The sequence below is a fragment of the Streptomyces sp. NPDC004435 genome (genome assembly GCF_042873895.1).
Lineage (GTDB): Bacteria > Actinomycetota > Actinomycetes > Streptomycetales > Streptomycetaceae > Streptomyces.
This window is the reverse complement of the sequence record NZ_JBIAMB010000020.1, coordinates 136,011-149,485: the sequence shown is the minus strand read 5'-3', so window position 1 is coordinate 149,485 and position 13,475 is coordinate 136,011. Positions and strand designations below refer to the sequence as shown.

13 protein-coding genes and 1 tRNA gene are annotated in these 13,475 nt (G+C 71.9%); 5 read left to right on the top strand and 9 right to left on the bottom strand.

Features of this window, described 5'->3' with window-relative positions; genetic code table 11:
• Window positions 1-35 precede the first annotated feature (35 nt).
• Window positions 36-725: a hypothetical protein gene (locus ACFYT9_RS30750; protein ID WP_389169023.1), complete on the bottom strand. Its 690-nt coding sequence runs from the start codon at window positions 723-725 to the stop codon at window positions 36-38.
• Between the two features lie 47 nt (window positions 726-772).
• Here ACFYT9_RS30750 and ACFYT9_RS30745 point away from each other — a divergent pair, with 47 nt between their 5' ends.
• Window positions 773-961, top strand: coding sequence for a DUF5703 family protein (locus tag ACFYT9_RS30745; RefSeq protein WP_376605950.1), 189 nt, complete (start codon window positions 773-775; stop codon window positions 959-961).
• A gap of 67 nt (window positions 962-1,028) precedes the next feature.
• On the opposite strand, the gene ACFYT9_RS30740 is transcribed toward ACFYT9_RS30745, so the two are convergent.
• The 3 genes from ACFYT9_RS30740 to ACFYT9_RS30730 form a co-directional block, all read right to left on the bottom strand.
• Window positions 1,029-1,934 carry a chaplin gene (locus ACFYT9_RS30740; RefSeq protein WP_389169021.1) on the bottom strand — a complete coding sequence of 302 codons (906 nt, stop codon included), beginning with the start codon at window positions 1,932-1,934 and terminating at the stop codon, window positions 1,029-1,031.
• 154 nt (window positions 1,935-2,088) lie between these two features.
• Window positions 2,089-2,322: a chaplin ChpH gene (gene chpH, locus ACFYT9_RS30735; RefSeq protein ID WP_015032475.1), complete on the bottom strand. Its 234-nt coding sequence runs from the start codon at window positions 2,320-2,322 to the stop codon at window positions 2,089-2,091.
• Between the two features lie 153 nt (window positions 2,323-2,475).
• Window positions 2,476-3,801: a M20/M25/M40 family metallo-hydrolase gene (locus tag ACFYT9_RS30730; protein ID WP_389169020.1), complete on the bottom strand. Its 1,326-nt coding sequence runs from the start codon at window positions 3,799-3,801 to the stop codon at window positions 2,476-2,478.
• 242 nt (window positions 3,802-4,043) lie between these two features.
• Between ACFYT9_RS30730 and ACFYT9_RS30725 the strand changes: the two genes are divergently transcribed.
• Window positions 4,044-4,131, top strand: a tRNA-Leu gene (locus ACFYT9_RS30725).
• A gap of 90 nt (window positions 4,132-4,221) precedes the next feature.
• Window positions 4,222-5,133, top strand: a complete 912-nt coding sequence (locus ACFYT9_RS30720; protein ID WP_389169018.1) for a pseudouridine synthase — start codon at window positions 4,222-4,224, stop codon at window positions 5,131-5,133.
• Here the strand turns inward: ACFYT9_RS30720 and ACFYT9_RS30715 are convergent.
• The 4 genes from ACFYT9_RS30715 to ACFYT9_RS30700 form a co-directional block, all read right to left on the bottom strand.
• Window positions 5,117-5,746 carry an MBL fold metallo-hydrolase gene (locus tag ACFYT9_RS30715; RefSeq protein WP_376604456.1) on the bottom strand — a complete coding sequence of 210 codons (630 nt, stop codon included), beginning with the start codon at window positions 5,744-5,746 and terminating at the stop codon, window positions 5,117-5,119. The two genes, ACFYT9_RS30720 and ACFYT9_RS30715, sit on opposite strands and share 17 nt — an antisense overlap.
• Window positions 5,743-6,831 carry an S-(hydroxymethyl)mycothiol dehydrogenase gene (locus ACFYT9_RS30710; protein ID WP_389169016.1) on the bottom strand — a complete coding sequence of 363 codons (1,089 nt, stop codon included), beginning with the start codon at window positions 6,829-6,831 and terminating at the stop codon, window positions 5,743-5,745. Before ACFYT9_RS30710 ends, ACFYT9_RS30715 begins: the two co-directional genes overlap by 4 nt.
• Window positions 6,832-6,968: 137 nt before the next feature.
• Window positions 6,969-8,426, bottom strand: a complete 1,458-nt coding sequence (locus ACFYT9_RS30705) for an amino acid permease (protein WP_387274960.1) — start codon at window positions 8,424-8,426, stop codon at window positions 6,969-6,971.
• Window positions 8,427-8,679: 253 nt separating this feature from the next.
• Window positions 8,680-9,381, bottom strand: coding sequence for a FadR/GntR family transcriptional regulator (locus ACFYT9_RS30700; protein WP_376604570.1), 702 nt, complete (start codon window positions 9,379-9,381; stop codon window positions 8,680-8,682).
• Window positions 9,382-9,621: 240 nt separating this feature from the next.
• Between ACFYT9_RS30700 and ACFYT9_RS30695 the strand changes: the two genes are divergently transcribed.
• Window positions 9,622-10,164 carry a gluconokinase gene (locus ACFYT9_RS30695; RefSeq protein ID WP_376604572.1) on the top strand — a complete coding sequence of 181 codons (543 nt, stop codon included), beginning with the start codon at window positions 9,622-9,624 and terminating at the stop codon, window positions 10,162-10,164.
• A gap of 69 nt (window positions 10,165-10,233) precedes the next feature.
• The gene (locus ACFYT9_RS30690) at window positions 10,234-11,631 is read left to right on the top strand and encodes a GntP family permease (RefSeq protein ID WP_376604574.1); all 1,398 of its coding nucleotides are present in this window, start codon (window positions 10,234-10,236) and stop codon (window positions 11,629-11,631) included.
• 125 nt (window positions 11,632-11,756) lie between these two features.
• Here ACFYT9_RS30690 and ACFYT9_RS30685 read toward each other — a convergent pair whose 3' ends face one another.
• Window positions 11,757-13,412 (bottom strand): FAD-binding dehydrogenase, encoded by a 1,656-nt coding sequence (locus ACFYT9_RS30685; protein ID WP_376598154.1) that lies wholly within the window; start codon window positions 13,410-13,412, stop codon window positions 11,757-11,759.
• Window positions 13,413-13,475: the final 63 nt, after the last annotated feature.

Below are 13,475 nucleotides of genomic sequence, written 5' to 3'. Positions count from 1 at the left end.
ATGTACCGGCCCTCCGGCGTCCTCCCCGGCGCCTCTCAGCCCTCGGCGCCCCGGCCCTTCCCCACGCCGGCCGCCTCGGCCCCGGCGCGCCCCCCGGGCCCGGGGGCTGCCTCGGACCCTTCGTCGTCGTACTCGTCGTCGAAGACGGCGCTGATGTCGAAGCGACAGACGATCCGCTCCGGGTCGGCCTGCTCGAAGGGGGCGGCGAGCCACTCCCCCGCCTCCGGAAGTTCTCCGGCGGCGGTGACCCAGAGCGTGGAGTCGCCCTCCTCCAGGCCGAACTCCTTGTGGCGGGAGGCGATCTCGTCGGGTTCGTACTCCCCGAAGAGGACCCCGAGCGCGGCGGCGGTGCCGCGGGGTCCGTCCTCGTCGTGGTCGAGGTCGGCGACGCGCCGGGCCTGGGCCACGAGCCGGCGCGGCTCGGCCACGGCGTAGTCCCGGCGGATGAGCACGCTGAGGGCGTGCGGTTCGTCAGGTCCGGCGTAGGGGGGCAGGCCGTCGTCGGCTCCGGGGATCTCGAAGGGGGTCACCTCGTCGTAGCGGTCGTAGAGGAGTTCGTCATAGGTCTCGGCGGCCGCGGCGAGGGCGTTGAACGCCTCGTACACGGCCGTGTCGTCGTCCCCCGTGCGGCGTTCGACCGCCGCGAGGTGGCGGTCCAGTGCGGTCTTGACCGCCTCTGCGGCGGCACGTACCTCGGCAGCGGTGGGCTGCGCAGCATCAGACATGGGACAGACGCTATCCGTACCGGGCCGGTGCCCGCACAATAGATGCGATGCCGGAATACGAATTTGTCGACGTGTACGTGCCGCGCGGCCTCTCCCGCAAGGAGACCGCGCGGCTTCTGACCGACCGAGCCGAGTACGGGCACTGGGAGTTGGACCGACTCACCCTGCGGCGGGACGGCAGCCGCAGAGTGCGGCTGAAGCGGCGCATCATCCGTCAGATCCGCGCGACCTGGTGAAGGACGCGAAAGGGGCCCCGCACCGCGCGGGGCCCCTTCGCTTTCCGGCCGGTCCGGTGCGGTCCGGTCAGGCGCCGCGGCGGGAGCGGCGGTAGACCAGCGAGCCCGCGAGGAGCATGCCCGCCGCGGCCGGCACGATCACACCGAGCGGCGCGGACGACCCGGTCTCGGCGAGGTGGTCCGGCGAGGCCGGCGGCGGCGAGAGCTGCGGGCCGGGGTGGTTCGTGCCCCCGTCCGAGCCGGGCGGCAGACCGGGAGTGCCGGGGGTACCCGGCGTACCGGGGGTGCCAGGGGTACCGGGCGTGCCCGGAGTCCCGGGGGTCCCGGGCGTGCCCGGCGTGCCCGGAGTCCCCGGCGTACCGGGAGTGCCCGGAGTCCCGGGGGTGCCAGGCGTACCGGGGGTTCCAGGAGTGCCAGGCGTACCGGGCGTGCCGGGGGTCTCGGGCTCCTCGCCGTAACCGCCGTCCTCCTCGCCGTAACCGCCGTCCTCCTCGCCGTAACCGCCGTCCTCCTCGCCGTAACCGCCGTCCTCCTCGCCGTATCCGCCGTCCGGGTTCGCGCCGTTCGCGCAGTCGTTGCCGGCCGCCGGGTTGCCGAGGCCGATGCCGGTGACGCTGTTCCCGCACACGTTCACGGGCACGTCGACCGGCACCACCACGGTGTTGCCGGAGGCCACGCCCGGGGAGTCGGTCGCCCGCCCGTGGCCGGAGGAGCCCGGGCCGGCCTGCGCCGGGATGTTCGCGCAGGAGTTGCCCATCGCCGGGTTGAGCACCCCGACGACGTTCACGGTGTTGCCGCAGGCGTTGACCGGCGCGTGGACGGGGACCTGGACGGTGTTGCCGGACGCGACGCCCGGTGAGTTCGCGGATGTGCCGCTCGCCGCGGAATCCGCCTGCGCGATGCCGCCGCCGAGCGCGAGGACGCCGCCGGCCGCCGCGACGGTGATGATGCTCTTGCGCGTGACCTGTCGCATAGCTTGCTTACCTGCCTTCTCGGCATTTCGCCTGATCGGCTTGGGATGAGGGCCACCGGGCCCGTGCCCGGGGCGGAATCGCCACCGGCCCCGGAGTGCATGGCACGCACTCCGGGGCCGGACGGCTCACGCCCTCAAGGGGCGGGGCACAACGTCAGGCGTTGACGCAGGTGTTGCCGAAGGCGGGGTTCAGCAGACCGATCACGGAGACCGTGTTGCCGCAGACGTTCACGGGAACGTGAACCGGGACCTGCACGACGTTGCCCGAGAGGACACCGGGGGAACCGATGGCCGCACCCTGGGCACCCGCGTCGGCGACGGCCATGCCCGCACCCGCGAGAACGAGACCGCCAGTGGCAGCCGCAGCAGCGACGACCTTCTTGATCATTATTCCTCCTAGTTGACAAGTGCGGCCCCAGCCGCGGACCGCAACACCTGTAACGAGGGGGAATGGAGGGGGCTACGAGCCCCCGGGGTCATTCACTCTTTCCGGTCAGTCCCAAACGCGCGGCCGAATTCGGCGGCGCGGCCGGCCGCCCGGTCAGCAGGCGTCGATGAAGCGGTCCAGGACGCGGACGCCGAACTTCAGGCCGTCGACCGGGACGCGCTCGTCCACGCCGTGGAACATGCCGGCGAAGTCCAGCTCCGGCGGCAGCTGGAGCGGGGCGAAGCCGAAGCAGCGGATGCCGAGGTCGTCGAAGGACTTGGCGTCGGTGCCGCCGGAGAGCATGTACGGGACGGCGCGGGCGATCGGGTCCTCGGCGCGCAGGGCGACCTGCATGGCGTCCACCAGGGCGCCGTCGAAGCTGGTCTCCAGGGCCTTGTCGCCGTGGACGTCCTCGCGCTTCACCCGGGGGCCGAGGATCCGGTCGAGGTCGGCCAGGAACTCCTGCTCGTAGCCGGGGAGGAAGCGGCCGTCGACGTGGGCGGTGGCCTGCCCGGGGATCACGTTCACCTTGTAGCCGGCGCCGAGCATGGTCGGGGCGGCGGAGTTGCGCAGGGTGGCGCCGACCATCTTGGCGATGCCGCCGAGCTTGGCCAGGGTGGCGTCCATGTCCTCGGGGTCGAGCGGGGTGCCGAGGGCGTCGGACAGTGCGTCGAGGAAGCTGCGGACGGTCTTGGTGACGCGGACCGGCCACTGGTGGCGGCCGAGCCGGCCGACGGCCTCGCACAGCTCCGTGATGGCGTTGTCGGAGTTGGTCATCGAGCCGTGGCCCGCCGTGCCCTCGACGGTGAGCCGCATCCAGTGCATGCCCTTCTGGGCGGTCTCGACCAGATAGAGGCGCAGGTTCTCGTTGACCGTGAAGGAGAAGCCGCCGACCTCGCCGATCGCCTCGGTGACGCCGTCGAAGAGGTCGCGGTGCTTGTCGACGAGGTGGCGGGCGCCGTAGGTGCCGCCGGCCTCCTCGTCGGCGAGGAAGGCGAGGACGATGTCGCGCGGGGGCTTGCGGCCGCTGCGCAGCCGGTCGCGGACGACCGCGAGGGTCATCGCGTCCATGTCCTTCATGTCGACGGCGCCGCGGCCCCAGACGCAGCCGTCGGCGATCTCTCCCGAGAAGGGGTGGTGGGTCCAGTCCTCGGCGTTGGCCGGGACGACGTCGGTGTGCCCGTGGATGAGCAGCGCGGGCCTGGACGGGTCCTCGCCCTCGATGCGGGCGACGGTGGAGGCGCGGCCCTTGTGCGACTCGATGATCTTCGGGTCGAGGCCCACCTCGGCGAGCTTCTCGGCGACGTACTCGGCGGCCGCCCGCTCGCCGGGGCCGGAGTGGTCGCCGTAGTTGCTGGTGTCGATGCGGATGAGGTCCCGGCAGAGGTCGACGACCTCGTCCTCACCCGAGACGGTCCGGCCGGTGTTCGACTCGCTCACGCTGCTTCCTCCCACGACGTGCCCCACATGCTTGCTGGTGGTCGTCCCCATCCTCCCGCGCCCCCGCCCCGGCGGCGCAAGGGCGTCCACCGTCCGACACACCCCCGACACATGCCGAGACGGGGATTCCGGAGGGGCGGGAGGGGCCGGTGGGGCGGGTGAGGGGGTGGTGATGGGCCACCCCGAATGTTTGCTATGGTTTTCCTCGTCGGAACGGCCCAGGGCCGCGAGACACACACCCTGTCCGGGTGGCGGAATGGCAGACGCGCTAGCTTGAGGTGCTAGTGCCCTTTATCGGGCGTGGGGGTTCAAGTCCCCCCTCGGACACCAGAAGAAGTCCCGGTCGAGTCCTCTCGACCGGGACTTTCGCGTGGGCGGATCCCGGTACGACGGTGAGGCGGAGCGGTGCGGAGGAAGCGGGTGCCGGCCGCGCCGCTGGCGCAGCGGGACGGGATCGATCCGGTGCGGCTGCGGCTGCCGGAGGACCCGGAGGGACTCTGGCCGACCGTGGGGGCCCATCTGCTCGGGCGGTACGGGGGCGCGGTGGGCGCGGAGCGGGTCGCCGCGATGCTGGACGCGGGGCGGTTCGTCGGGGCCGACGGGCGGGCGGCTGCGGCCTCGGAGCCGTACGAGCCCGGGCGGTGGCTGTGGTTCCACCGGGATCTGGCGCCCGAGGCTCGGGTGCCGTTCGAGATCGGGGTGGTGTACCGCGACGAGCGGATCCTGGTCGTGGACAAGCCGCACTTCCTGGCGACGACCCCGCGCGGGCGGCACGTGACGGAGACGGCGGTGGCGCGGCTGCGGGCCGGGCTCGGGCTGCCGGCGCTCCAGCCGGCGCACCGGCTCGACCGGCTGACGGCGGGCCTGCTGCTGTTCGTGGTGCGGGCCGAGGACCGGGGGGCGTACCAGCTGCTGTTCAAGGAGCGGCGGGTGCGCAAGGAGTACGAGGCGGTGGCGGCGTACGACCCGGGGGTGGCGCTGCCGGTGACGGTGCGGAGCCGGATCGAGAAGGAGCGCGGGGTGCCGGCCGCGCGGGAGGTTCCGGGTGAGCCGAACGCGGTGAGCCGGATCGAGCTGGTGGAGCGGCTGGGGGCGTTCGGGCGGTACCGGCTGCTGCCGGAGACCGGGAAGACGCATCAGCTGCGGGTGCACATGAACGCGCTGGGGCTGCCGATCCTGGACGATCCGCTCTACCCGGTGGTGCGTGAGGACGGGCCGGAGGACTACCGGCGGCCGCTGCGGCTGCTGGCGCGGACGCTGGAGTTCACCGACCCGTTCTCGGGCGAGGAGCGGCGGTTCGGGAGCCGCCTGTCGCTCAGTGGCCCCGGCTGATCCATTCCTCCAGGTGCGGGGCCTCCTCGGCGATGGTGGTGGAGTCGCCGTGGCCGGTGCGGACGACCGTGTCCGGCGGGAGGGTCAGGAGCTTCCCGCGGATCGAGTCGACGATCGTGGGAAAGTCAGAGAAGGACCGGCCGGTGGCGCCGGGGCCGCCCTGGAAGAGGGTGTCGCCGGTGAAGACGGTGCCCAGGTCGGGGGCGTACAGGCAGACCGCCCCGGGGGCGTGGCCGGGGGTGTGGAGGACCTTCAGGTCGGTGCCGGCGATGGTGAGGACCTGCCCGTCGGCGAGTTCTCCGTCGGGGCTGTGGTCGGGGTGGGTGAGCTTCCACAGCGGCTGGTCGGCGGGGTGGAGCAGGACGCGGGCGCCGGTGGCGGCGGCGAGCGCGGGGGCGGCGCCGACGTGGTCGTCGTGGGCGTGGGTGCAGACGATGGCGCGCAGGGTGCGGCCGTCGAGGGCGGCGAGGATCGCGTCGGCGTCGTGGGCGGCGTCGATGACGATCGCCTCGGTGTCGTCGCCGACGATCCAGACGTTGTTGTCGACGTCCCAGGTGCCGCCGTCGAGGCTGAAGGTGCCGGAGGTGACCAGGTGGTCGATGCGGGCGGTCATCGGAACACCACCACCGAGCGCAGCACGTCGCCCTCGTGCATGCGGGCGAAGGCCTTCTCGACCTCGTCGAGGGCGATGGTCTCGGTGACGAAGGCGCCGAGGTCGATGCGGCCCTGCCGGTGCAGGTCGATGAGCATCGGGAAGTCGCGGGACGGCAGGCAGTCCCCGTACCAGGAGGACTTGAGGGAGCCGCCGCGGCCGAAGACGTCGAGGAGCGGCAGTTCGAGCCGCATCTCCGGGGTGGGGACGCCGACGAGGACGACGGTGCCGGCGAGGTCGCGGGCGTAGAAGGCCTGCTTGTACGTCTCCGGGCGGCCGACGGCCTCGATGACGACGTCGGCGCCGAAGCCGCCGGTGAGCTCGCGGATCGCCTCGACGGGGTCGGCGGTACGGGAGTCGACGGTGTCGGTGGCTCCCATCTCCTTCGCCTTGGCCAGTTTCCGCTCGTCGATGTCGACGGCGATGATCTTCGCGGCTCCGGCGAGGCGGGCGCCGACGATCGCGGCGTCGCCGACGCCTCCGCAGCCGATGACGGCGACGGTGTCGCCGCGGGAGACGTTCCCGGTGTTGATCGCGGCGCCGATGCCGGCCATCACGCCGCAGCCGAGGAGGCCGGCGATCTCGGGGGCGACGGCGGGGTCGACCTTGGTGCACTGGCCGGAGGCGACGAGGGTCTTCTCGGCGAAGGCGCCGATGCCGAGGGCCGGGGAGAGCTCGGTGCCGTCGAGGAGGGTCATCCTCTGCGTGGCGTTGTGGGTGTCGAAGCAGTACCAGGGACGCCCGCGGCGGCAGGCGCGGCACTGGCCGCAGACGGCCCGCCAGTTGAGGATCACGTAGTCGCCGGGGGCGACGTCGGTGACGCCCTCGCCGACGGACTCGACGATTCCGGCCGCCTCGTGGCCGAGGAGGAAGGGGAAGTCGTCGTTGATCCCGCCCTGCTTGTAGTGCAGGTCGGTGTGGCAGACCCCGCACGCCTGGATCCTGACGACGGCCTCACCGGGGCCGGGATCGGGGATCACGATGGTCTCGACACGGACCGGTTCGTTCCTGCCGGGGGCGATGACCCCCTGGACGTGCTGCGGCATCGCGAACTTCCCTTCCTCCGACTGGATCTTGTAAGCCTCCTGCGTACCACTATCTCCCGATAAAAGGCGAGACCCCCGCAGGCCGTGCCTGCGGGGGTCTCGCCGCTCCCGTGGGGGGAGTTCGGGGGCGGGCCGGGTCAGTCCCGCTCGCCGGCGGTCTCGCGGACCCGGCGGCGGACCAGGAACCAGCCGCCGACGAGGGCCGCGGCGATCAGCGGCAGGCAGTTCACGGTGGTGCGGCCGATGCCGCCGTCCATCCACATCAGCACGACGACGGAGGCGAGGAAGACCAGGGTCACGATCTGGGTGTACGGGGCCCAGGGCAGCCGGTAGGCGGGGCGGACGAGCCGGCCCTGCTCGGCGCGGCGGACGAAGAGCAGCGAGCAGACCATGATCATGGCCCAGGTGCCGATGATGCCGATGGAGGCGAAGTTCAGCACCAGCTCGAAGGCGTCCTCGGGCATCACGAAGTTGAGCAGGACGCCGGCGACGCCGAAGCCGGCGGTGAGCAGGATGCCGCCGTAGGGCACGCCGCCCTTGTTCATGACGCCGGTGAACTTCGGCGCGGAGCCGGACAGCGACATGGAGCGCAGGATGCGGCCGGTGGAGTACAGGCCGGAGTTGAGGCTGGAGAGGGCCGCGGTGAGGACGACGAGGTTCATCACGCCGGCGGCGCCGGGGATCCCCAGCTTGTCGAAGACGGTGACGAAGGGGCTCTGGTCGCCGGAGTAGGCGGTGTACGGGAGGATCAGCGCGAGCAGGACGACGGAGCCGACGTAGAAGAGGCCGACGCGCCACATGATCGAGTTGATCGCCTTCGGCATGATCTTCTCGGGGTTCTCGGTCTCGCCGGCGGCGACGCCGCAGAGCTCGACGGAGGCGTAGGCGAAGACGACGCCCTGGATGAGCAGGAGCATCGGCATCATGCCGTTGGGGAAGATGCCGCCGTTGTCGGTGATGTTGGCCAGGCCCGGGGTGGAGCCGCCGACGTCGTGCGAGGTCGCGATGAGGAAGATGCCGACCAGCATGAAGATCACGAGGGCGGCGACCTTGACGATGGCGAACCAGAACTCCATCTCGCCGAAGTACTTCACCGAGATGAGGTTGGCGGCCAGCACGATCGCGAGGGCGATCAGGGCGAGGATCCACTGCGGGACGTCGCTGAACATCGACCAGAAGTGGGCGTAGGTGGCCGCGGCGGTGATGTCGGCGACGGCGGTGGTCGACCAGTTGAGGAAGTAGAGCCAGCCGGCCGTGTAGGCGCCCTTCTCGCCCATGAACTCGCGGGCGTAGGAGACGAACGCGCCGGAGGACGGGCGGTAGAGCACGAGCTCGCCGAGGGCCCGGACCACGAAGAAGGCGAAGACGCCGCAGACCGCGTACGCGATGAAGAGCGAGGGGCCGGCGCTGGCCATCCGGCCGCCGGCGCCGAGGAAGAGCCCCGTGCCGATGGCACCGCCGATGGCGATCATGTTGATGTGCCGGGACTTGAGGTCCTTGCGGTATCCGGCGTCGCCGGCGTCGACGTGGGGGGAGGCGGGCGTGTTCGCCGGTGCGGCGGACAGCGGCTCGGCCGCGGTGACGCGGTCACTCATGGAGTTGTTCGCCTTCGTGAGGGGGTGGGGGCTGTGCGGTCCCGGCCATGGCCCGGGGTCCCTTCGTGGGGGTCGCCCCGGCACGGCCAGCCGACATCCTCACGGCAAGGCCCGCTCACTGACTGTGAGCGAATTCACTGAACGCCCGGATTTGAGCTAGTTCAGAGCTTACGCAGCGCTGTACGGCGTACGACCGGCGCGCGGCGGGCGGGCGGCGTCACGGGGTACGAGCTGCACCGGCGCGCGGGCGCCGTCACGGGGCGAGGACGTCCAGCTCCTTGAGCGCGCCGACGGCGATCTCGCGGGTCAGCGCCTCCGCCCGGGTCGCGTCCCGCTCCCGTACGGCCTCGGCCACCTGGACGTGGAGGGTGACGGCGGCCGGGTCGGGGTCCTCGAACATCACGTGGTGGTGGGTGCGGCCGGTGAGGACCTCGGCGACGACGTCGCCGAGCCGGGCGAACATCTCGTTGCCCGAGGCGTTGAGGACGACCCGGTGGAAGGCGATGTCGTGGACGAGGTACGCCTCCAGCTGCCTGCCGCGCGAGGTGGCGACCATCCCGAGAGCCTGCTCGGTGAGCTCGCGGCACTGGGCCGGCGTGGCGTTCAGGGCGGCGAGGCCGGCCGCCACGGGCTCGACGGCGGAGCGGAGCACGGTGAGCGAGCGGAGCTGGCGGGGACGGTCGGCGCCGGCGAGGCGCCAGCGGATGACCTGGGGGTCGTACACGTTCCAGCTCGCGGTCGGGAGCACCGTGACCCCGACCCGGCGTCGTGACTCCACCAGGTGCATCGACTCCAGGACGCGGACGACCTCGCGGACGACGGTGCGGGAGACGTCGAAGTTCTGGGCGAGCTCGTCGGTGCGCAGCACCGTGCCGGGCGGGTACTCCCCCGCGGTGATGGCCAGGCCCAGGGTGGCGAGCACGTGCGAGTGGAGCCCCTGGGCCGATGTCGTCATGGTGCTCAGCCTATGCGGGGCCGGGCCGGTGATCACACCGGAGCGGGGCGGAGAAGCGGGGCGGGGTTTGGCGGAGAAGGAGGCCGGGGTGGGGCGGAGAGGCGGGCCGGGGCGGACGCGTACCCACGCCCGGGACTTAAAAGTATGACTTTTATGTCACAGACTCTTGAATACGTCGTACTCAATAGGTTTCATGGCGCTCGACGGATCGATGTCGAAGAAGACAGCGAGGCACCCCCCATGCGCTCCACCCCCCACTCCGCCGCTCCCCCGGTCGTCGTCGTCATGGGCGTCGCCGGGACCGGCAAGACCACGATCGGCCCGCTGGTCGCCGAGGCCCTCGGCCTGCCGTACGCGGAGGGCGACGACTTCCACCCGGCGGCGAACGTGGCCAAGATGTCGGCCGGCGTGCCGCTGGACGACTCCGACCGGGAGCCGTGGCTCGACGCCATCGGCGCCTGGGCGCACGGCCGGGCCGGGCTCGGCGGGGTGGTGAGCAGCTCCGCGCTGAAGCGGATCTACCGGGACCGGCTGCGCGCGGCCGCACCCGGGGTCGTCTTCCTCCATCTGACGGGCGACCGGGAGCTGATCGAGGGCCGGATGGCGGCCCGCAAGGGTCACTTCATGCCCACCGCGCTACTCGACTCGCAGTTCGCCACCCTCCAGCCGCTGGAGGAGGACGAGGCGGGCGTCGCGGTCGACGTGTCCGGCACCCCGGAGGAGATCGCCGCCCGGGCGGTGGCGGCGCTGCGCGCCTTCAGCCGGCCCGTTCCGCTCTTCTGATCCCTTTCCTCCTCCCCCCCGTTCCGTCCCCCTTCCTGCCTTCCCCCCTCAACTCCCAAGGGACCCACCGTGACCAGTCTCAGCGTCGAGATGCTGGCAGCGGACGCCGCCGAACCGATCACCTCGGCGGGCAACGCACAGCTGGGCATCGCCGTGCTCGCCGGCATCGCCGTCATCGTCCTGCTCATCACCAAGTTCAAGCTGCACGCGTTCCTGGCGCTGACCATCGGCTCGCTCGCGCTCGGCGCGTTCGCCGGGGCACCGCTCGCGGACACCATCAAGGCGTTCAGCACCGGCCTCGGCAACACCGTGGCGGGCGTCGGCGTGCTCATCGCGCTCGGCGCGATCCTCGGCAAGCTGCTCGCCGACTCCGGCGGCGCCGACCAGATCGTCGACACGATCCTGGCGAAGGCGAGCAGGCGCTCGATGCCGTGGGCGATGGTGCTGATCGCCTCGGTGATCGGTCTGCCGCTCTTCTTCGAGGTCGGCATCGTGCTGCTGATCCCGGTGGTCCTGATGGTCGCCAAGCGGGGCAACTACTCCCTGATGCGGATCGGCATCCCGGCCCTCGCCGGCCTCTCCGTGATGCACGGGCTCATCCCGCCGCACCCCGGTCCGCTCGTCGCGATCGACGCCGTCGGCGCCAACCTCGGCGTCACCCTCGCCCTCGGCCTCGTCGTCGCGATCCCGACCGTGATCATCGCGGGTCCGGTCTTCTCCCGGTACGCGGCCCGCTGGGTGGACATCCAGGCGCCCGAGCACATGATCCCGACGCGCCCCTCCGAGGACCTGGAGAAGCGCCCCGGCTTCGGCGTCACCGTCGCCACCGTCATGCTGCCGGTCGTCCTCATGCTGGTGAAGGCGCTCGTCGACATCGTGGTCGACGACCCCGAGAACGCGGTGCAGAAGGTCACCGACGTCATCGGCTCGCCGCTGATCGCGCTGCTCGCCGCCGTCATAGTGGCCCTGTTCACGCTCGGCCGCGCGGCCGGCTTCACCAAGGAGCGGCTCTCCTCCACGGTCGAGAAGTCCCTCGCCCCGATCGCGGGCGTGCTGCTGATCGTCGGAGCGGGCGGCGGCTTCAAGCAGACGCTGATCGACATCGGCGTCGGCCAGATGATCCTCGACTTCTCCAGGGACTGGTCGATCCCCGCCCTGCTCCTCGCCTGGCTGATCGCCGTCGCCATCCGGCTCGCGACGGGCTCCGCCACCGTCGCGACGATCTCGGCGGCCGGTCTGGTGGCCCCGCTGGCCGCGGGCATGTCGACGGGTGAGACGGCGCTCCTGGTGCTGGCGATCGGCGCCGGTTCGCTCTTCTTCAGCCATGTCAACGACGCCGGTTTCTGGCTGGTGAAGGAGTACTTCGGCATGAGCGTCGGCCAGACGATCAAGACCTGGTCGGTGATGGAGACCATCATCTCGGTGGTGGCCCTGGTGTTCGTGCTGCTTCTGTCGCTGGTGATGTAGCGGACGGCCGGCGAAGGGCCCGGACCCCGGAGCGCGTGCGCGCTGCGGGGCCCGGGCCTTTCGTTTGCCTGGGCTGCCGGTCCGCGCCGGGCGGGCGAGACCCGACGGGAATGGTCAGACAGGCCCTACGCCGTGGCCTCGGCCGCGGCTCGTCCGGCCGCGCGGCCGGAGAAGATGCAGCCGCCGAGGAAGGTGCCTTCGAGGGAGCGGTATCCGTGGACGCCGCCGCCGCCGAAGCCGGCGGCCTCGCCGGCCGCGTACAGGCCGGGAAGGGGCTCGCCGGTGGCGGTGAGGACGCGGGAGGAGAGGTCGGTCTGGAGGCCGCCGAGGGACTTGCGGGTGAGGATGTTGAGGCGGACGGCGATCAGCGGGCCGGCCTTGGGGTCGAGGATGCGGTGCGGGGCGGCGGTGCGGATCAGGCGGTCGCCGAGGTAGCTGCGGGCGCCGCGGATCGCGGTGATCTGGAGGTCCTTGGTGAAGGGGTTGGCGATCTCCCGGTCGCGGGCGGTGATCTCGCGGCGCAGCGCCGCCTCGTCGACGAGGTCCCGGCCGGTGATCCGGTTCATGCCGCGGACCAGGGCTCCGAGGTCGTCCTCGACGACGAAGTCGGCGCCCTTGTCCATGAACGCCTGGACGGGGCCGGGGACGTCGGCGCGGGCGCGGCCGAGGACGTCGCGGACGGACTTGCCGGTGAGGTCGGGGTTCTGCTCGGAGCCGGAGAGGGCGAACTCCTTGCCGATGATCCGCTTGTCGAGCACGAACCAGGTGTGGTCGTGGCCGGTCCTCATGATGTGTTCGAGGGTGCCGAGCGTGTCGAAGCCGGGGAAGAGCGGCACCGGGAGCCGCTTGCCGGTGGCGTCGAGCCAGAGGGAGGAGGGGCCGGGCAGGATGCGGATGCCGTGGCGGGCCCAGATGGGATCCCAGTTCTCGATGCCCTCGGTGTAGTGCCACATCCGGTCGCGGTTGACGTGGTGGGCGCCCGCCTTCTCCGCGATGCCGAGCATCAGGCCGTCGACGTGGGCGGGGACGCCGGAGAGCAGCTTGGCGGGCGGGGTGCCGAGACGGGCGGGCCACTGGGAGCGGACCAGGTCGTGGTTGCCGCCGATGCCGCCGCTGGTGACGATCACCGCCTGGGCCCGCAGTTCGAAGGAGCCCGTCGCGGTCCTGCCGCTGGCGGTGCCGCGCTCGGCGTCGGAGGGCTCCAGGACCTCGCCGGAGACCGTGTCGAGGGCGCCGCCGGTACGGCCCAGGGAGGTGACGCGATGGCGGAAGCGGAAGGTCACGAGGCCCCGGGCGACGCCCTCGCGGACCTTCGCCTCGAAGGGGGCGACGAGGCCGGGGCCCGTACCCCAGGTGATGTGGAAGCGGGGGACGGAGTTTCCGTGCCCGGTGGCGTCGTATCCGCCGCGCTCGGCCCACCCGACGACCGGGAAGAACCGCACCCCGCGCGCGTGGAGCCAGGAACGCTTCTCGCCGGCCGCGAAGTCGACGTACGCCTCCGCCCAGCGGCGGGCCCACTCGTCCTCGGGGCGGTCGAAGCCGGCGGTGCCCGTCCAGTCCTGGAGGGCGAGCGCGTGGCTGTCCTTGATGCGCAGCCGGCGCTGTTCGGGCGAGTCGACGAGGAAGAGCCCGCCGAAGGACCAGTGGGCCTGGCCCCCGAGGGACTGTTCGGGCTCCTGGTCGAGGAGGATCACGGACCGGCCGGCGTCGACCAGTTCGGCGGTGGCGACGAGACCGGCGAGGCCGGCCCCGATCACGATCACATCGGCGTCGTAGGACATGGACCGCATCTTGGATACACGGATGTATCGAGTCAACCGTCCGGGACCCCGGGAGCCCCTCCC

Bases quoted from the DNA above. Each gene is read 5' to 3' on its own strand.
- ACFYT9_RS30750 (WP_389169023.1), bottom strand. From the start codon at position 725: ATGTCTGATGCTGCGCAGCCCACCGCTGCCGAGGTACGTGCCGCCGCA.
- ACFYT9_RS30745 (WP_376605950.1), top strand. From the start codon at position 773: ATGCCGGAATACGAATTTGTCGACGTGTACGTGCCGCGCGGCCTCTCC.
- ACFYT9_RS30740 (WP_389169021.1), bottom strand. From the start codon at position 1,934: ATGCGACAGGTCACGCGCAAGAGCATCATCACCGTCGCGGCGGCCGGC.
- chpH (WP_015032475.1), bottom strand. From the start codon at position 2,322: ATGATCAAGAAGGTCGTCGCTGCTGCGGCTGCCACTGGCGGTCTCGTT.
- ACFYT9_RS30715 (WP_376604456.1), bottom strand. From the start codon at position 5,746: ATGACCGCCCGCATCGACCACCTGGTCACCTCCGGCACCTTCAGCCTC.
- ACFYT9_RS30710 (WP_389169016.1), bottom strand. From the start codon at position 6,831: ATGCCGCAGCACGTCCAGGGGGTCATCGCCCCCGGCAGGAACGAACCG.
- ACFYT9_RS30705 (WP_387274960.1), bottom strand. From the start codon at position 8,426: ATGAGTGACCGCGTCACCGCGGCCGAGCCGCTGTCCGCCGCACCGGCG.
- ACFYT9_RS30700 (WP_376604570.1), bottom strand. From the start codon at position 9,381: ATGACGACATCGGCCCAGGGGCTCCACTCGCACGTGCTCGCCACCCTG.
- ACFYT9_RS30695 (WP_376604572.1), top strand. From the start codon at position 9,622: ATGCGCTCCACCCCCCACTCCGCCGCTCCCCCGGTCGTCGTCGTCATG.
- ACFYT9_RS30685 (WP_376598154.1), bottom strand. From the start codon at position 13,412: ATGTCCTACGACGCCGATGTGATCGTGATCGGGGCCGGCCTCGCCGGT.